General features: G+C 55.8%; 18 protein-coding genes. 17 read left to right on the forward strand and 1 reads right to left on the reverse strand.

All coding sequences use genetic code 11. The features are described 5' to 3' along the window. The first annotated feature begins 1 nt into the window (after nucleotide 1). The 16 genes from traD (at nucleotide 2) to BM132_RS23965 (ending at nucleotide 16259) form a co-directional block, all read left to right on the forward strand. Nucleotides 2–2131 carry a type IV conjugative transfer system coupling protein TraD gene (traD, locus tag BM132_RS23885; RefSeq protein ID WP_092459171.1) on the forward strand — a complete coding sequence of 710 codons (2130 nt, stop codon included), beginning with the start codon at nucleotides 2–4 and terminating at the stop codon, nucleotides 2129–2131. After that, entirely contained in the window at nucleotides 2128–2877 is a 750-nt protein-coding gene (locus tag BM132_RS23890) for a TIGR03747 family integrating conjugative element membrane protein (RefSeq protein ID WP_092459173.1), read from the forward strand. The genes traD and BM132_RS23890 overlap by 4 nt, the downstream gene beginning before the upstream one ends. A 114-nt stretch (nucleotides 2878–2991) precedes the next feature. Next, nucleotides 2992–3330: an integrative conjugative element protein, RAQPRD family gene (locus BM132_RS23895; RefSeq protein ID WP_092459175.1), complete on the forward strand. Its 339-nt coding sequence runs from the start codon at nucleotides 2992–2994 to the stop codon at nucleotides 3328–3330. After that, on the forward strand, nucleotides 3327–3560 hold the full coding sequence (locus BM132_RS23900; protein WP_063321928.1) for a TIGR03758 family integrating conjugative element protein: 234 nt from the start codon (nucleotides 3327–3329) through the stop codon (nucleotides 3558–3560). Before BM132_RS23895 ends, BM132_RS23900 begins: the two co-directional genes overlap by 4 nt. A 16-nt stretch (nucleotides 3561–3576) precedes the next feature. After that, a complete protein-coding gene (locus tag BM132_RS23905) occupies nucleotides 3577–3936 on the forward strand; it encodes a TIGR03745 family integrating conjugative element membrane protein (protein WP_177218212.1) in 360 nt (119 codons plus the stop codon). Between the two features lie 12 nt (nucleotides 3937–3948). Further along, nucleotides 3949–4344: a TIGR03750 family conjugal transfer protein gene (locus BM132_RS23910; RefSeq protein WP_092459179.1), complete on the forward strand. Its 396-nt coding sequence runs from the start codon at nucleotides 3949–3951 to the stop codon at nucleotides 4342–4344. Next, the gene (locus BM132_RS23915) at nucleotides 4341–5024 is read left to right on the forward strand and encodes a PFL_4703 family integrating conjugative element protein (RefSeq protein WP_092459181.1); all 684 of its coding nucleotides are present in this window, start codon (nucleotides 4341–4343) and stop codon (nucleotides 5022–5024) included. The genes BM132_RS23910 and BM132_RS23915 overlap by 4 nt, the downstream gene beginning before the upstream one ends. Further along, on the forward strand, nucleotides 5021–5908 hold the full coding sequence (locus BM132_RS23920) for a TIGR03749 family integrating conjugative element protein (RefSeq protein ID WP_092459183.1): 888 nt from the start codon (nucleotides 5021–5023) through the stop codon (nucleotides 5906–5908). Before BM132_RS23915 ends, BM132_RS23920 begins: the two co-directional genes overlap by 4 nt. Then, the gene (locus tag BM132_RS23925) at nucleotides 5898–7325 is read left to right on the forward strand and encodes a TIGR03752 family integrating conjugative element protein (RefSeq protein WP_092459185.1); all 1428 of its coding nucleotides are present in this window, start codon (nucleotides 5898–5900) and stop codon (nucleotides 7323–7325) included. Before BM132_RS23920 ends, BM132_RS23925 begins: the two co-directional genes overlap by 11 nt. Then, nucleotides 7303–7728: a TIGR03751 family conjugal transfer lipoprotein gene (locus BM132_RS23930; protein ID WP_092459187.1), complete on the forward strand. Its 426-nt coding sequence runs from the start codon at nucleotides 7303–7305 to the stop codon at nucleotides 7726–7728. Before BM132_RS23925 ends, BM132_RS23930 begins: the two co-directional genes overlap by 23 nt. Next, nucleotides 7728–10577 carry a conjugative transfer ATPase gene (locus BM132_RS23935; RefSeq protein ID WP_092459189.1) on the forward strand — a complete coding sequence of 950 codons (2850 nt, stop codon included), beginning with the start codon at nucleotides 7728–7730 and terminating at the stop codon, nucleotides 10575–10577. The genes BM132_RS23930 and BM132_RS23935 overlap by 1 nt, the downstream gene beginning before the upstream one ends. 808 nt (nucleotides 10578–11385) lie before the next feature. Next, entirely contained in the window at nucleotides 11386–11880 is a 495-nt protein-coding gene (gene radC, locus BM132_RS23945; RefSeq protein ID WP_092459192.1) for a RadC family protein, read from the forward strand. Between the two features lie 167 nt (nucleotides 11881–12047). Further along, the gene (locus BM132_RS23950) at nucleotides 12048–13001 is read left to right on the forward strand and encodes a TIGR03756 family integrating conjugative element protein (protein WP_092459194.1); all 954 of its coding nucleotides are present in this window, start codon (nucleotides 12048–12050) and stop codon (nucleotides 12999–13001) included. Then, nucleotides 12998–14404 (forward strand): integrating conjugative element protein, encoded by a 1407-nt coding sequence (locus BM132_RS23955; protein WP_092459196.1) that lies wholly within the window; start codon nucleotides 12998–13000, stop codon nucleotides 14402–14404. Before BM132_RS23950 ends, BM132_RS23955 begins: the two co-directional genes overlap by 4 nt. Next, nucleotides 14401–14754 (forward strand): hypothetical protein, encoded by a 354-nt coding sequence (locus tag BM132_RS23960; RefSeq protein ID WP_092459199.1) that lies wholly within the window; start codon nucleotides 14401–14403, stop codon nucleotides 14752–14754. Before BM132_RS23955 ends, BM132_RS23960 begins: the two co-directional genes overlap by 4 nt. After that, entirely contained in the window at nucleotides 14751–16259 is a 1509-nt protein-coding gene (locus BM132_RS23965; RefSeq protein WP_092459201.1) for a conjugal transfer protein TraG N-terminal domain-containing protein, read from the forward strand. Before BM132_RS23960 ends, BM132_RS23965 begins: the two co-directional genes overlap by 4 nt. On the opposite strand, the gene BM132_RS23970 is transcribed toward BM132_RS23965, so the two are convergent. Continuing rightward, nucleotides 16260–16682 carry a DUF3742 family protein gene (locus tag BM132_RS23970; RefSeq protein ID WP_092459203.1) on the reverse strand — a complete coding sequence of 141 codons (423 nt, stop codon included), beginning with the start codon at nucleotides 16680–16682 and terminating at the stop codon, nucleotides 16260–16262. A gap of 126 nt (nucleotides 16683–16808) precedes the next feature. Here BM132_RS23970 and mobH point away from each other — a divergent pair, with 126 nt between their 5' ends. After that, nucleotides 16809–18650, forward strand: a complete 1842-nt coding sequence (mobH, locus tag BM132_RS23975; RefSeq protein ID WP_092459205.1) for a MobH family relaxase — start codon at nucleotides 16809–16811, stop codon at nucleotides 18648–18650. Nucleotides 18651–18872 lie beyond the last annotated feature (222 nt).

Below are 18872 nucleotides of genomic sequence, written 5' to 3' on the forward strand. Positions count from 1 at the left end.
CATGACGCACAACCATGGCATTGAAACGCTGCTACGACCGGCGGTGGAGTTGTACAGCGTCGCTGCATGCAGCTCCGGGGCGATTCTATGTATCTCGGCACCGTGGTCATTGGCCTTGGCGCCTGGTATCGGTGCAGCCGCGGCCTGCGCCTTCGCGGTTCTAGGCGTCATTCGCCTAAACCAGGCATGCACCGTTTTGCGCTATCGCAGGCAGATGAGGCGATTGCCACGCTATATGATGACCAGCCGTGAAATCCCAGTCAGTCATCAGCGCCTGTTTGTGGGAAAAGGATTTCGTTGGGATCAACGCCATACCCACCGACTGATGCAGACTTACCGACCGGAATTCCGACGTTATGTAGAACCCTCGATTCTGCACAAGTGGGCACGCCGGCTGGAAGCAAGACTTGAATTTTCCTCTCACCCGTTGAGCCAGCTCCCCCGTCTCACTGGCTGGGACCATCCGCTGAACCCGATGAGACCATTACCGCCAGTGGGGGGTATGCCACGGCTCCATGCTGTAGAGCTTCAAGAGTTGGATGTCACCCTCCCCTTGGGTGAGAGGGTCGGTCACACGCTGGTGCTAGGCACAACTCGAGTTGGAAAAACTCGACTTGCCGAGCTATTCATCAGCCAGGACATTCGTCGCGGCGAGGTCTGCATCGTTTTTGATCCAAAGGGTGATGCCGAGCTGCTCAAGCGCATGTACGTTGAGACCCAACGTGCAGGTCGCGATGACGAATTCTATGTCTTTCACCTAGGACAACCCACAATCTCAGCCCGATACAACGCCATCGGCCGTTTCGGGCGTATCACTGAGGTGGCATCCCGAATTGCCGGACAACTATCCGGTGAAGGTAACTCTGCTGCTTTCAGGGAGTTTGCCTGGCGCTTCGTCAACATCATCGCTCGTGCCCTGGTTGAACTGGGCCAACGTCCGGATTATTTGCTGATCCAACGGCACGTGATCAACATCGACGCGCTGTTCATCGAATATGCGGCTCACTTCTTTGCCGAAAAAGCTCCCAAGGCTTGGGACGTCATCGTGCAACTGGAAGCCAGAATCAATGAAAAAAACACTCCGCGGCACATGATGGGTCGTGAGAAACGGGTCGTGGCGATTGAGCAATACCTGGCGCAGGCACGCCTGTATGATCCTGTGCTCGACGGACTGCGTTCAGCCGTGCGCTATGACCGGACCTATTTCGACAAGATCGTCGCCTCCCTACTGCCTCTGCTGGAAAAACTCACCACGGGTGAGATCGCCCATCTATTGGCTCCCGACTACACCAATCTGAATGACTCGCGACCGATCTTTGACTGGATGGAAGTCATGCGCAAACGTGCTGTCGTTTACGTTGGCCTCGATGCACTTTCGGATGCCGAGGTGGCCTCTGCCGTGGGCAACTCCATGTTTTCGGACCTGGTGTCTGTGGCCGGTCACATCTACAAGTTCGGGGTGGACTTTGGGTTGGATAAAGCAGTGCCAGATAAGAAAATCCCCATCAACCTCCATGCCGATGAATTCAACGAGCTGATGGGAGACGAATTCATCCCGATGATTAACAAAGGTGGTGGTGCCGGGATTCAGGTCACGGCCTACACCCAGACGCTCAGTGATATCGAGGCACGAATCGGAAACCGGGCCAAGGCGGGCCAGGTCATCGGCAACTTCAATAATCTGTTCATGTTGCGCGTTCGTGAAACGGCCACAGCTGAGTTACTCACCAACCAGTTGCCCAAGGTGGAGGTGTATACGGCGTCGGTGATGAGCGCTGCTACCGACAGCTCAGACCCGCATGGCAACACTGCCTTCACTTCAAATACCCAGGATCGAGTCACCGCGACCTCAGTACCCATGATTGAGCCTGCCCATGTGGTCGCCCTGCCCAAAGGGCAGGCCTTCGGATTGATTGAAGGCGGTCAGCTTTGGAAGATTCGCATGCCACTCCCGGCACCAGATCCCGATGAAGTGATGCCCAGGGACCTCCAAATGATGGCCAGCTACATGCGTAAACGTTACGTCGCGGCGGATGATTGGTTGAATTTGGCAGCCGAGCTTTATCAAGATGCCCCACTGCCAACGGATTTACTCGAAGAATCTGCACCGTCTGAGCAGACCGAAGAATGAGCGAACCGTCATCGACAGCGCAACGTCAGCAGCGGCAGCAACAGGGATTTGTGTTCGGTTTGATTACGCTGCCCTTCCGGTTTGTCGCTGTGTTGTTTGGATCGCTGCTGCTGAACATCGTAATCGAGTGCATCGGTATGTATGCCTTCTGGCCTGAAGATGGCTGGCGGCATTCAAGACAGATGTTTGAATATGAGCTGACCCAATTGTCCAGTGACTTCAAACGCAGCGCATTGGTGCAAGAACCAGGTCGCAGCGCCAATGCAATTGTCCAGCTGGTGTATGACGGTGTGCTGATCAAAACCGGAATCATCAGGTCCCTGAAAGAAACATCGGAGGGTGCGGCCCGAGCCCACGCTGAAGCGACTCACCAGCCTCATTACTACATTGCGCTGCTGTATATGCACCTGGAAAACAACCTGATCGCTGCGGCATTTTGCGTCCTGGTGTTCGTCGTTCGGCTGATGGTGCTGTTTCTCTCAGTGCCGCTGTTGTTTATGGCGGCCTTCATCGGCTTGGTGGATGGGCTCGTACAACGTGACATCCGTCGCTTCGGTGCAGGTCGTGAGTCAGGCTACGTCTACCATCGAGCCAAGGCCTGTGTGATGCCGTTGCTGACATGGCCCTGGGTCATTTACCTGGCGCTGCCGGTGAGCTTGAATGCTGCCTGGATTCTGTTACCTGGTGCGATTCTTCTGGCAATCACTCTTTCCCTAGCAGCCAGTAGATTCAAGAAATATCTCTGACCGCTGCTAGTGATATATCGCTGATCAATAGGGGTTTCTCCCATGACGTATTGATCGCAGCATCAGTACGTCCCCCCTAGCACTATCGAGCCGTCTGACTGAACGAGCTCAACCATGATCACTCCCTCACCTCCAACACTCACAAAAGCTACTGGCCTGCTCTTCGCACTCCTAGGAGCAGCCACTGCAACAGCCAATCAGATCGTTGATGAACATACCCGCCTAGCCACCGTCCTTCGCGAGCTGAAGGCTATCGAGCGGCTCGTCGCTGCCGATGATTTCATCAAAGCCCCCGAGACGGCTCGCTATCACTTTGACTATGTCCGTTTACGTATGGATATCCATCGTGTCAGTACGGGAATCAAAGACTACCTGTCTCCCAAGCGAGCCTCCCCTCGCGACGCCGGGGCGTTGTACGGCAGTTATTTCGATGAAACGGTGCCTCATCAATGAGCACCGCCCAGATCGCTGCTTTTCAAGCAAACGGTGGCTTCTCACCTTCAATCACCGCCCTGGTTCTGACTTCAACCGTCTTTGCGGTGCTGTTGCTCTGGGGCACCTGGGCTATACGAACCGCCTATTCCGGCTGGGCTGAGCAACGGCTGAACCAACGCCAGTTCCTCGGCGTGGTGATCCGTTTCATGGCGATGTACCTGGCCCTGACCTACCTCCTCCTTTCGTAAGCCAATGGAATCTTCCATGAACTTTTATCTCTCGTGCTCCAAAAGATTCACTGTCGTACCAGCCCTTTGGACCAGCGCACTGCCCTCCTTGGCTTCGGCCAAAGGCAAGTTACCGACGATGGAGGACCCATCCCGCGGTGCGGGCAAAGGCATCATGGATACGATGCAAAACTATGGCTACGACATCGTGATGCTCGTGGCGCTGCTAGTGGTTGCTTCCATGTTCATCGGTGTCTGCTATCACGCTTACACCCGTTACTCCGAAATTCATACAGGACGATCTACCTGGGGTCAGTTCGGCCTGAGCATCGCGGTGGGTGCAGTCATGCTGGTGGTCGGCATTTGGCTGCTGACCAAAGCCACCGGAATTTTGTGAGGACGACGCACCATGGAGTCTCTACAGAGTGCGCCTAAGGCCACCATCACCTTCCTGCCCCACCGCTTGAATCGACAACCTGTTGTCGTTCGAGGATTGACCGCAGATGAACTCTGGATCTGCACCGGATTATCAGCGGCAATTGGCCTGATTCTGGGCGTACCGCTAGTCTGCCTCACCAGCAGCATCGCCATGGTCCCCACCATGATCGTACTGTCGATTGCAGCCGGACTCTTCTTCGGCGGAGGGTTATTACGTCGACAGAAGCGCGGTCGACCGGAGACTTGGCTTTATCGACATCTCCAATGGAGGCTCGCCACAAAATACCCTCACGTGGGCCGCCAATTGGGTATTCATGGACTCATTACCTACTCCGGCTTCTGGGTAACGCGTCGAGGTGACGCATGAGCCGGTTTAAAAATGAGGTCCTGCACCTGCAATCTCATGTCAGGACGCTGAGGCTCTGCACTGGTGGGTTATTTCTCGTTGTCGTCGGGTTAGGCGCCGGATGGTGGAGTGCCCCACGAGATTTAACCATCCATGTCCCCCCGGACCTGCGCTCTGGCAGCACTCGTAAGTGGTGGGAGATCCCTCCCGAATCTGTCTACGCATTCACCTTCTACATCTTCCAGCAGCTCAACCGCTGGCCCAACGACGGTGAAGAAGACTACAGCCGTAACCTGCAATCACTGGCGGCCTATCTGACTCCGGCGTGCCGATCGTTCTTTCAACAGGACTATGACCAACGCCATCGATTAGGTGAGCTCAGAAAGCGTATGCGCGGGGTGTATGAGATTCCTGGACGCGGCTACGGGGACGACCCGGAAACCCGAGTCAAAGTAATCTCAGACAATGATTGGCTGGTCACCTTGGACATCAATGCCGATGAGTACCACGGCGCCGAGCAGGTTAAGCGTGCACTCGTTCGCTATCCCATCAAGGTCGTACGCCTCGACATCGACCCGGAGCTCAATCCCTTCGGACTGGCCCTGGATTGCTACGAAGGCACGCCTCAACGCATAACACTGCCCACGTCCTCAACACCTGCTACACGATCCCTGGACCGTCCGTTGGGAGATGCCCCATGAATCCATTCGCAACGTCCGTTGTGCTGGGGCTAACGCTGATTCTTCCCCTCTTCAAATGCCAAGCAGTGGAGCTAATGCGCTGGGAGCGGCTGCCTTTGACAGTCCCGCTGGCTGTTGGCGAAGAGCGCGTGCTGTTTGTTGAACGTAACGTACGGGTCGGTATGCCGGCCGGGCTGGGAGATCGCTTACGAGTCCAAAGTGCTGGAGGAACCGTGTACCTGCGGGCCAATGAACCGATCGAGCCGACACGTTTGCAACTACAAGACGCGGCAACGGGAGAGCTGATTCTCCTGGATATCACTGCTGAGGTAGCTCAAGCGGGTCAGCCGCCGTTGGAAGCGATAAAGATCGTCGAATCCCCCATAAACCCAGCACACACGAAAGATGGCCATTCCGAGACGACTGCCTCTGTCCATGAACCTGTACCACAAACACCGGTACCAGTCGTGCTGACCCGGTATGCAGCCCAAAACCTGTACGCACCGCTTAGAACTGTAGAACCTTTAACCGGCGTCAGACCCGTTAACCTGCCGGCCGATCTTTCGCTCGACCTATTAATGCCTAGCCTATCAATCAGTGCCAAAGCGCTCGCTGCGTGGCGGTTGGATGATTACTGGGTTACGGCCATTCGGCTCAGCAATCAAACCCAAGCTCATGTTGATCTGGATCCTCGATATCTGTTGGGAGATTTCACGACGGCCACCTTCCAACATCAGTTCCTTGGCCCCAGGGGCACTCCCTCAGACACCACGGTGCTGTACCTCACCACTCGTGGACAAGGCATTGCGGCTGCGTTGATTCCCACGATTAGCCCGATCGATGCCGCCCTGAACCTGCCTCAAGCACTTGGAGCATCGCCGAAGGAGAGACCAAATGAAAAGTAACGGGCTGCTCAAATGGTTAATGGTTCCGATGGTGCTGCTTGTGGTGCTGATCCTTGTGAAAGTGTTCTCCAATAAGCCCTCCCCAGCCGAACCGCCAGAGTTAGAAAGCCAGCTCACCGCCGAAGAAATGAAGGCACTGGGGCTGGAGGGCGACACGCCAAGCGATACGGTGGCCACACTGGTTGCTCAGGTCAGGCAGCTTCGGGCGGAGTTGAAAAGAACCATAAGCGAAAACGAGCTTCGCACGGCTGCACCCGAATCGTTGGGCCAATTCACAGATGTCATCGAGCAACGCATTCAACTCGCGCTGGAGAATGAACGACAACGAATCCAGGAGGAAAAAAGCACTACCAATGACGGTAACGCTGAGACTCAATGGCTTCTACAAGATCTTCAACGGCAGCTGAGTACCTTGCAGCAGCCGGATGATCCGTCGGACCTGCCGCTGGGACTAGGCTTGCAGGATGGCGACGGCACGGCATTCAAGAACGGTACTCGCTGGATTGAGCCCGATGATGCAATACCAAAAGAATCTGCGAACACCTCCAACGAGCCGGGTTTCAGCTTCCCGACACGTTTCGGTCCCGCTCAGAACCCTCTGGGCGATATAGCAAACAATTTCGCCACACGAGCTATCGGAGACCCTGGTAGCCGGCAGCTGAAGCCCACCTATACCGTTCCATCCAATGCCACGCTGATGGGTTCCGTGGCAATGACAGCGCTCATTGGAAGAATCCCCATCGACGGCACCGTTAATGACCCCTACCCGTTCAAGGTACTGATTGGGGCCGACAACCTGACGGCCAACGGCATTGATCTCCCTGAGGTCGCAGGTGCTGTCGTCAGTGGTACTGCGTCGGGTGATTGGACACTGTCTTGCGTCAGAGGTCAGATCCGCTCCATCACCTTCGTTTTCCACGACGGCACTATCCGAACCCTACCGGGTGACAGTCGTGAGGAGTCTGCTGGACAGTCCAGGAGCGACTCAAATCATCAGCAAGAAGGTCTCGGCTGGATCAGTGATCAACATGGCATTCCGTGTGTATCGGGCAAACGGCGAAGCAACGCTCAGCAGTATTTGGGCTCACAGGCCCTGATCACGGCCGCCGGGGTTGGCGCAGCCTCTTTGATCAAGTCAGACAGCACGACCCTCTATGCCGGCAATGGCGGCGGTGCAATGGGGACCGTAGGGATCTCCAGCGGTGAAGCCATGAATCGATTACTGGCCAGCGGTGTGCAGGACATCTCGCAATGGGTCAACAAACTCTACGGACAAGCCTTCGCCGCCGTGTACGTGGAGCCTGGCGCACAGATCGCCGTTCATATCGAACAACCACTGACTCTCGACTACGAACCTCAAGGACGCAAAGTCGATCACACCCTCGGAGGTCGCCATGACACCACGGACCTGGATTGAAGCAATGGCGGCTGCGCTGGCCGTTATCGCGCTGACTGGATGCGCAACCAATACTCAAGACCTGCTCAGCCATGACGGCAGCACCATGTTGGAGGTCTGGAATCGACAAACAACCGGCTCGCGTAACGGCCAATCGAGTCAACGATTGCTTGAGGCGCGGCAAGCCTTGAGACGTCCGCTGACAGAACCTTTGGTGTCCTCCTTTTCGGCTCCCTATACACGGACCGCACAAAACGAAATCCAGCGTCAGTTCCATCGGCTACCCAATCCGGATCTCGTGATGTACGTCTTTCCTCACCGGGCTGGCACAGAAGCCGTACCGGTGCCTGGGTACAGCACCGTTTTTCCACTGCACCAACGTGTGCAATACGCCCTGCCTGGTGAACGCCTGGAGGACTACTGATGGCCTGGTTTTTTTCTCAGGACACATGTCATGAGTCAACGTCGGAGCCTACGGAACAGGATGCCTGGAGCCGGCACATTGCGAAACTCGCTGAGCGAGGTATTGCGGGGCCCGGTGGCTGGCACAACAAACCCGTAACTGAAGCAGACGACACCACCTTTTACGACGTGGCGCCGTCCTTTGTGGAGCGGCTGCCATGGGTTGAATTCCTGCCCCAATCCAAGTGCATGCTGCTGGAGGATGGCGTTTCAGTTGCGGCCTTTTTCGAGCTGATGCCACTGGGTACCGAAGGCCGGGAAACCGCCTGGCTGTTGCAGGCCAGGGATACGCTCGAAAACGTGTTGCAGGACAGCTTCGACGAACTGGACAGCAACCCATGGGTGGTGCAGCTCTATGCCCAAGACGAAACCAACTGGGACGCTTACCTGAATACGCTGGGTCAGTACCTTCGACCACGAGCACGAGACAGCGCCTTCAGTGATTTCTATTTACGGTTCTTTGCTCACCACCTCAAGGCGATTGCCAAGCCTGGGGGACTCTTTGAGGACACCACGCTCACTCGTCTACCCTGGAAGGGAAAGAATCGGCGGGTACGAATGGTTGTTTACCGACGGGCCTCCGTCGCGACATCCAGAAAGGGCCACTCCGCAGAACAAGCCCTGAGCAATGTTTGCGATAGGCTGACGGCCGGCTTGAGCAGTGCTGGACTCAAGACGCAACGCCTTGAGGCAAAGGATATTTACGACTGGCTACTGCGCTGGTTCAACCCCAATCCCACGCTTTTGGGGGATGCGGCAAGTGATCGGGACAGGTTCTATCAGTTAACCGCCTACCCTGAGGAAACAGCCCCCGGGGAAGTCGAATTGGCCAGCGGCACAGACTTCTCTCAACGTCTGTTCTTCAGCCAACCTCACTCTGATGCAGCCCACGGCACATGGTCCTTCAACAGCATGCCGCATCGGGTCATGTTGATGGACCGTATGCGCTCAGTGCCCCACACAGGCCATTTGACGGGTGAGACGCGCAAGGGTGATGCCATCAACAGTTACTTCGACCAGATGCCAGAAGACACCATGATGTGTCTGACCTTGGTGGCCACACCTCAGGATGTACTGGAAGCTCACCTCAACCACCTCAGCAAGAAATCCGTGGGTGACACACTGGCCTCGGAGCAAACCCGCCAAGATGTCCAGCAGGCTCGATCAATTATCGGATGCGCTCACAAACTGTATCGCGGATCCCTCGCGTTTTTCCTACGTGGCAAAGACATTGCGGAACTGGATGCCCGCGGCTTGCAATTGGCCAACGTGATGCTCAATGCCGGATTGCAGCCAGTACGAGAGGACGACGAAGTAGCCCCCCTCAATAGCTACCTACGTTGGCTGCCGTGTGTCTTCGACCCGGCCAAGGACAAACGGCAGTGGTACAGCCAACTGATGTTCGCACAGCACGCGGCGAACCTGGCCCCGGTGTGGGGCCGCAGCCAAGGGACGGGGCACCCAGGCATCACATTCTTCAATCGCGGCGGCGGTACCCTCTCCTTCGATCCGCTGAACCGCCTCGATCGGCAAATGAATGCCCATCTGTTTTTGTTTGGGCCTACCGGTTCCGGCAAGTCAGCGACGCTCAACAATATTCTCAACCAGATCACTGCCATTTATCGACCACGGTTGTTCATCGTAGAGGCCGGCAACTCCTTTGGGCTGTTTGCTGAGTTCGCCAAGCGCCTGGGCCTGACGGTGCATCATATGAAGCTCTCGCCCGGGGCCGGCGTAAGCCTGGCGCCGTTTGCAGATGCTCGTCGCTTGATTGAAACGCCTGAGGAAATCGAGACATTGGATGCTGAGCGGCTAGAGGCGACGGTCGCTCCTCAGGAGGGTGATGAGCAGCGAGACGTCCTTGGAGAGTTGGAGATCACGGCGCGTCTGATGATCACTGGGGGCGAAGACAAAGAAGAGGCTCGTCTGACCCGGGCAGACCGTAGTCTGATTCGTCAGAGCATTCTCGACGCGGCACAACGCTGCACCGATGAGCATCGATCCGTGCTGACTCAGGACGTGCGCGACGCATTGCGTGATCGTGGCCGAGACACTGGCTTGCCTGAGTCGCGGCGGACGCGATTACTCGAGATGGCTGAGGCCATGGATCTGTTCTGTCAGGGGCTGGATGGCGAATTATTCAACCGCCCCGGTACTCCTTGGCCGGAGGCGGACATTACCATTGTCGACCTGGCCACCTTTGCTCGTGAGGGTTACAACGCTCAACTCTCCATTGCTTACCTTTCGTTGCTCAACACAGTGAACAACATCGCTGAACGTGACCAATTCCAGGGTCGGCCCATTATCAACGTCACGGACGAAGGACACATCATCACCAAGAATCCCCTGCTGTCACCCTACGTCGTAAAGATCACCAAGATGTGGCGAAAACTCGGTGCCTGGTTCTGGCTGGCCACACAAAATCTTGACGACTTACCCAAAGCCGCAGAGCCAATGCTTAACATGATCGAGTGGTGGATTTGCCTGAGCATGCCACCTGACGAAGTCGAGAAGATCGCGCGTTTCCGCGAGCTCAGCCCTGCCCAAAAAACGATGATGATGTCAGCCCGCAAAGAGGCTGGAAAATACTGCGAAGGCGTCGTGCTCTCCAAGTCGATGGAGGCGCTCTTTCGCGCCGTGCCACCTAGCCTGTATCTAGCCATGGCCATGACCGAACCTGAGGAGAAAGCTGCGAGGTTCAAGCTCATGCAAGAACATGGAATAAGCGAACTCGATGCCGCCATTCTAATGGCAGAAAACATAGACCGGGCTCGAGGAATTGAACCGTTACAATTTCATAGCGATGGTTAACACCATCATCGTGGCGACCATTCTCCATACTGTGTGAATCTCATGCCCCCAAGCCTTCAAGAGGTCAGTCAATGAGCCGAGTACAAGCGTCTCTTTCAGAGGCATCGTTGCCAAAAATCGAAGTGTCTAAAGACGGGAAGTATTTCAGAGTGGACTGGGACTATCAGGAAGCGCCTGAAAGCCGTGTTCTCTTTGATAATCAATTCTTGGACGGGTACCTATGGGGCGTGATCTCCTCGCTCCGTATCGCTGAGAAAACTATCAGTTGCGCCACCCCTAGGACGGGGACAATCAGAAGATTGGAGCAGGACGTGGCTTTACGACTTGCGGATCTTTTGACGGAAGCGCTCCACTCAACAGTGGCCAAAGAAAGCTTGCGAATGAATCGACAGGCTAGCTGACCGCGTGCCAGACACCCAGATGAGCGCTCCTCCATTTAATACTGGTCCACGCCACATGGGTGATCGAGCCGAGGGACGATGTTGAAGTACGAATGAAAAGTGGGGAGCTGTCAGGACGGTTTAAATCGGGACAGCGACCTTCATTCTCATAACAATGATCCGGCAACGACGTGTCACCTCTGACACCCTTAGCAACTGCCCAGGTAGCTCTGGTCCTTAAGGCTACGGCGCAGCGTCACTGCGCAGACCAAAGTCTTTCGCTGAGCATCCTTTTTAGCGAATCTCCGCTCAAGCGGTGGTGGATGCACCTTTCTCCCTTCCGAGTCAGCTCGGTCTTCTATTTCACACAGTCCCTTGGGGTTTCCGCCCTTTGGGACGGGAGCCTCTTTTCGTCAACGGAGTCTCCCATGACAATAGTTTTTCCACCGGCCCAGCCCTCCATTCAAGAGAATGAACCCTTTAATCATGATGACCTGCTGGTCGAAAAAGCGATCTCCATTCTGGAGCAGCGTATGTTCAAGCGCGGTCCTTACCTCGAAAGGCCGCACGACGTTCGCCAATATTTAAAGCTCCAACTTGCAGGGGAACCTCAAGAGGTGTTTTCTGCGCTTTTCCTAGACAGCGCTCATCGAGTGGTGGCCTATGAACCGCTGTTCTACGGCACCATTGACTCGGTGAGCGTCTATCCAAGACGGATACTGCAACGCGCTCTGGAGCATAACTGCGCAGCGATCATCGTCGCCCATAATCACCCGTCTGGCGAAACTCACCCGAGCAACGTGGATAAAGAAATCACCAAGGTGCTAAACGACCTGCTGCCAAGGCTCAATGTCCGTCTGTTGGATCATTTCGTCATCGGAGAAGGTGAGCCCTACTCTTTCGCTGAAGCTGGCTTGCTCTGAACTATCAGGCAGCCTGATCCTTCCTCTACCTCCTAGCCGAAGCGCCCTTTCAGGGCGCTTTTTTTCTGGGTTAACACCTATGCGGGATGCAGCTGAATCCGTTTTTCGCGGGTATGGGCTTCCGACCATTGATTCACTGCGCAGATAACCCTGCACAGGATCAACTCATGCCGTACTACCGCTCGACAACCTTTCGCTTCATTGCAGTCACTCTGGCCGTCGGACTTCCGCTCTCTGCAAACGCTTTGAATACCGCAACCATCACTGCCTCCAGCTTGTCGCCAGATTGCATTGCCTATCGCGTGGTAGGCATTTGTTACTGGCTCTTCTGCACCCCACTCGGATGCAGTGTTAAAACCTCTTCGAAGATTCACCACTACGTCCCTGACGCAGTAGTGTCGAGCTACAGCACCACTGGCGAGAACCCTTGGACGGAAGTACGAGCCATGAGCTCAGCCAATGCCTCTGCCCAGGGCGGCGGCGATGGCAGTGCAGGTATCAGCCATGAAAATGATCTCGCCAAATTTAAGAATGCCGATGTAATCGGCCATCCTGGCGGAGCCACCTTCAGCCAGTTTGCGGGTCAGTCGGGATACTCCTGTCCAGGTGCTGGGCAGCTGTTGATGCCTTACTTCTTGAGCACCTTGGACAGCGTTGCCTGGCGCTACAACATTCCGGAGCTGGTCTTCCCTGAGTCTGTCACGCCGGGTATGAGAGAGATCGGCAGTCGCGCTGCCGGAAACCTGTGGGGAGCGGTCTATCCCCGTGGAGGTTTTTTGCATGGCGTCGACGACTACAAAAGCGCAGCTGTTGTCGCTCAACGCGCGGGAGACATCGTCACCCGTCGAGGCCAGGCACACGTATACCAGCCGCTGCTGGGCTCCAAGCGGGATGGATACTGGCCAGCCGGGCCGCTGAAAGAAAGTGATGCAAGCACCGGGAAATGGCAGGAGCTGATGCCCAGCCAATCCCCAACCTGCGTTGTCTTTCCTAACAACGCTGTGCATGTTCAATCACCACGTGGTGACTACGCCTGGGCCCTCTGGCGACCTTACAGCTGCTGCGAACGCAAGGGGCAGATCTTCCTGGGCAGTACCGATTTCGCAGGAGCAAGCGAATGAAAACAGCCCACTTTCGCGCTCCAGTCTCACCTCGTTCCGTCACCAGAATCGTCATCACCACCCTCCTTCTCACGGCCCACAACGCATACGCTGCTCAAACCCAGATCAATAAAGACGGCATCAATCACAGCGGTTCGATTGGAGACGATGTGCTCTACAGCATTGGCGGCGGACGTGCTGTGTCCATGGGGGGATCGGCGTCCATGGACAGCATTTCGGTGGGGGCCGGCTGGGACACCAACTTGATCTGCGGCGACATGAGCCTGGACACCACGCTGCAGAACCAACTCAACGGTGCCACACGCGGCTTCAAATCCATCATGGGCAATATCATCCAGAACGCTACCAGCGCAGTAGCCTCTCTCCCAGCCTTGATCATCCAGCGTGCTGACCCCGGTCTCTACAACCTACTCACCAACGGCATTCTCCAAGCACGGCTGGACTTTGACCGATCCAAGTCGACGTGCAGAGCTGTCGCCGAACGAATGGCCGATATCGCCGGCGGACAGCTCGGCTGGGGACAATTGGCCGAAGGGATGGCACTGAGTCATACCGTCAAAAACCACGACGCCGTTGCGGCGGTTGAGCAGGCCGAGGCCAATCGAGGCAACAACGGCGTCCCCTGGATTGGAGGTCAGTCGGCTGGAGGCAAACGACAACCGCCCATCAAAGTTGTCTCTGACGTCACTCGCGCCGGTTTCAACTTGCTCAATGGCCGTGACGCCGGCAACCGTACCCCTGTCCCCAAAAACAGCTGCGGCAACCGCCTAAGTTGCCAGACCTGGTCGTCACCCCAGGAGGCCGAAGCCTGGGCAACCCGTGTCCTGGGAGAACGAGAACACCAGACTTGCGACAACTGCACCAAAACTCAAACCAAACCTGGCGTAGGTCTCACTCCACTCATCCAGGAGGAGTACGAAGCCAAGCTGCAAGTCCTTGATGCCTTGGTCAAAGGCAACAAGCCCACTTCCGCTGAACACCTCATGGCAGCGGGCAGCCAATCATTGCCCATCACCCGCGGCGTCATCGAAGCACTGCGCGATGAACCTGATCAAGACTTGCTGGCAAAACGTCTTGCCTCAGAAATAGCCCTCTCCAGCGTCCTGGAAAAAGCTCTGCTGCTGCAACGAACCTTATTCACCGGGCGCAAAGAGCCCAACGTGGCGGCCAACCAACTGGCTCAGCAAGCTATCAACACCGAAAGCGAATCCCTGACTCAGGAAATCAACAACCTCAAAACCGAACTCGAGCTGCGTCGCACCCTGGCGAGCAACTCACCCATGATGCTGATCCAGCGTCAGAGTGAACGCGCCGCTGCCTCTCGCGGTGTTTATCAGGGGGATCCTGTCCGCAACCGCCTGGATCTGATCCAGCAGGCGGTACCGGAGGGCCAATCTCGATGATGCGTCCATCAAAGACACGGCTTGTAATCGCTCACCTGGTTCTATGGGGCGTCATCCTTGGCCTGGCATTCATCGTCGTCGGATTGCTAACCCTGGAAGCGGCCAACGACTTGAACGGTTGGTACTCCTGGCTGGACAAGAACAAAACAGCCCTGCTGATCTGGCGGCTGACCCTATACGGCGCTACTGCGGTGGCGTGGTACCGAATGCGTCAGCGCCTGGCCCGTCGCGGGCTCACAACCGAACAGCATCGACGCCTGCTGTGCGCCGAGGTCACCGCCATGGGTGTCCTCACACTGCTTGAGTTGTTAGCCGTCACCGACGAAAGCCGGCCTTGGACACGCCCATGACGCTCTATACGAACGATTATCTGGAGTATTACCTGACCCTGGTCGGATGGATCGTCAACAACGGAATATGGGAGATGCTCGTCGCTAGCGGAGTCTTCACCCTGCCTTTCCTGGCGATCATCATTCAGGAGTGGCTCAGGGCCCGTAGTGAAGGTGCTGACGAAGGCAACAAGGGCGTACTCTCCTCGCTGCGTATCGAAAATCGGGTTTGGGTCGCCATCGTCGTGATCATGTTCGCGGGCGTACCGTTCATTGATGTGGACTTGAACACCATTGAGTTCGACGACACACGCTCTACACAGTGCCAGGTCAACGTGGCCACACCTCAGGACACGCGCTGGTCCAACACGTTCACCACGCTGAACAACCAAAGCGCGAAGGTGCCCGTTTGGTGGTTCTTCATGCACTCGTTGTCCAAAGCGCTGACGAGCGGAGCCGCTGCTGCGATCCCCTGCGGTACAGATCTGCGACAGATACGCATCGACATCGATGCAGCGCGCATCGACGATCCTCTCCTGGCTCAGGAAGTGGCTGACTTTAGCCAAGACTGCTACGGCCCGGCCCGGGCCAAGCTGTTCATGAACCGGCCTACGTTGAGCGAAGCGTTGATGGATGACATCAACTGGATTGGCTCAAAATACTTGCTCGATACCCACGGTTACTACGACGCGTACCGCTCAAAAACACCTCGCAGCCGCTGGCCCTACAACAGCGCACGTGATGCAGGCCTTTTGCAGGTTCCGGGCGGTGGCGGCTATCCGAGTTGCAAGCAGTGGTGGTCAGATGTCGGTCACGGACTACGGGGCAGGCTGCTGCGGCAGGTTGATCCCAATCTACTGTTTCGACTGACCCAGTGGGCACGCTTCCTCAGCATGGCCCAAGCCGAGGACGCCGTTGTTCGGTCCGTCGCTTCACCACGTCAGCAGACGCTGAACCAAGGCCAAGTCTATTCCAGCTACGCAGGCCAGATCGACATGAGTGCCTCCAACCTGACCGCACGCTTAGCCTCAGATCTGGGCCTGACCGTAGGTGCAACGGCGTACTTCCCCGCGATGGATGTCGTACGCCAAGCCCTGCCCATGGTCCTGTCTTTTCTGAAGATGGCGCTGACCATCAGCATCCCACTGATCCTGGTCATCGGCACCTACGAGCTCAAAGCACTGGTCACCATCAGCTGCGTGCAATTCGCCCTGTTCTTCGTCGACTTCTGGTTCCAGCTCGCACGCTGGCTCGACAGCACCATCCTCGATGCCCTCTACGGCTGGAACTCACCCCACAGCAATTTCAACGTACTCCTAGGCGCGAACAACTCTTTCGGGGACATGCTGCTGAATTATGTGATGGGAGCATTGTTCATAATGTTGCCGACATTCTGGATAACTGCACTTTCGTGGATAGGTATTCGCGCAGGCGGATTGGTTCAAGGTCTTGCCCAAGGCTCTTCAGATGCGAAATCACAAGGTGCAAAAGGTGCAAACATTGCTTGGAACAAATTCAAATCATAACTACGACACCTCATCTGGATCATGAGGATCTATTCGCACGCCAGATTGATCATAAATGCCGAAGCCTGATGGTCCATTCTTCCAATCAGCATTCAAATCGTCTGTGCCGCGAGGGCTGAATAGGCCGCTAGCTCCTAATAAAACAAACATGCCAATTATGGTTATCCAAAATGCAACGCACAGCAGAGCGATCAAGACAACGGCCTGCAAACTCACCCCAATCATCCGACACAGAACATAAGGAATGCCCGCTCGTTGTAGGCAACGCGAGAACCTATCCAGAATCCGCGAGTATCCCTTCCAGCATCGTCCGAGGTAATTGCCGAATTTTTCTGCGCTCGAAGATTGCTCCTGCTCGCTCATCAACATCTCCTTTGCCCGTAGTGTCCCCTGCTGTGCAAAGGAGTCAAATGGCAGCTCCATAGCCTACCGCTCCCTCAAAAGGTAAATGGGAAAAAGGGGTAAACCAAGGGAATGGAACAGAAGGGGAAAGGCCCTACCCGAAAAGCAGAAAAGGCCTTCCTGCAAACCCAGTCGAAAGGATCAATCATGTTCTCGCTGTTTCATCGCAAGTCACGACCCGCTCCAAAACACATCGATTCAACCGAGCCAACGGCACCTGCAGGACTGACACGTCCTCAGTCAGCAAAGTCTCTCTTGGCCACACCGCGCCGGGAAAAATTGCTGAAGCTAATATGGCAGCACACCGCCGTCTCCCGCCCACAATTCAACGAGATCTACCTCGACCCGATCAGCCGCTACGCCGAACTGGTTCAGCTCCTTCCCGCCTCTGAAAGTCATCACCACGCATACCCCGGCGGCATGCTTGATCATGGGCTTGAAGTCGTTATCTACGCGTTGAAGCTAAGGCAATCTTATCTGCTTCCCTCTGGTGCTCAGCCTGAAGTACAAATCATCCAGGCTGAGGCCTGGACTGCCGCCCTTGTATACGCGGCCCTGGGCCATGACCTGGGCAAGATCGCTGTAGACGTGCATGTCGAGTATGGTGACGGCCGTATCTGGCACCCCTGGCAGGGACCACTCTCAGCCCCCTACCGTGCGCGCTATAAAAAAAACCGCCAATACCGACTCCACGGCATCGTAGCCGGAGTACTCATCCATAAGATTCTGAACAGCGAAATAATGGATTGGCTCAGCACCTTCCCTGAGCTATGGATAGCTTTGATGTTCAACTGCGCAGGACAAAACGAACATGCGGGCGAGCTCGGCATTCTGATCTCAAAAGCGGACCAGGCCTCAGTTGCTCAAGCACTCGGCGGTGACCCTACCAAGGCCATGGCAGCCCCCAAACATGCTCTGCAACGTAAGTTGTTGGAAGGTCTGCGCTATTTGCTAAGCGAAGAACTCAAGCTCAATCAGCCTCAAGCCTCAGATGGCTGGCTTACTCAAGAAGCCCTCTGGCTGGTCAGTAAAACCGTCTCAGACAAACTACGCGCTCATCTGCTTTCGCAAGGTGTCGATGGGATTCCGGAGCAAAACATCGCCATTTTCAATGTGCTCCAGGAGCACGGCATTGCCCTCCCCAACACCAATGGCAAAGCCATCTGGAAAGCGACCGTCACCAGCGAAACAGGCTGGTCCCATAGTTTTACGTTCCTAAAGCTGTCCCCAGCCATGATCTGGGACCGTGAAGAGCGTCCAGACGTATTCACAGGCTCGGTGGCGGTTATACCGCTAGAGAGCGCCACAACACTCTCCGACGACGCTTCTACCCACCCTCAAGCTCCTCCCTCAGTCAGGGAATCGTCGGCTGGGTCGCACATGCCCCCTACCCCACCATCAAACTCAATCGCGATGGATTCATCTGCACCGAATTCACTCGATTCACTCATGGATCTTTTTGGTGGGCCTCCGGCACTACCCGATAATTTCGCCCCGCCATTTGAAGAGGCTGACCATTCGCCATCTGATGCGTCTCCCCAGGGCAGCAAGGCCGTTGAGCTGTCCGGCGCTCATTTCATGGAGTGGCTGACCAATGGGCTGCGATCTCATCGAATTATCATGAATGACGCCAACGCCCTGGTGCATACAGTCAGCGACACCCTCTATTTGGTGACCCCAGGCGTCTTCCTACGCTATGCCCAGGAACATCCCCATCTGGCACGCATTGCCAAGAAAGAAAAGCTTTTGGACTGGGAGTGGATTCAAAAGCGGTTCGAGGAATTGAAGCTGCATCGGAAGCAACCCAACGACCTGAACATCTGGATCTGCGAAGTCAGTGGTGCGCGCAAAACCCGAAGGCTGTACGGATACCTACTCAAGTCGCACGAAGGACTCATGAACGACCTGGCGCTGAACAACCCTTACCTCAAGCTGCTGGATTCGATGCCGAGGAAACGCAAGACTCCAACTTTAGGAAACACTCGGTAACCGGTTTTTGGGTTGACAGCCAACCGCCAGGGAAGCAATTTATGTACGCGTTCTGCTGACAAAGTCAGCTACATGCCCAGCCGCCAAGGATCTTTCAGACGGCGCTACGGAGATTATCCGTAGGATCCTTCCCAATGACCGCTTCGTTTCCTGCAGTGCGGTTAGGTCGACTTAACGGTCGATTCGGAAACACAGTATTTCTCACCCACGACGGGCCTTTTC

This window comes from Pseudomonas sp. NFACC45 (assembly GCF_900113505.1).
Taxonomy (GTDB): Bacteria; Pseudomonadota; Gammaproteobacteria; order Pseudomonadales; family Pseudomonadaceae; genus Aquipseudomonas; species Aquipseudomonas tehranensis.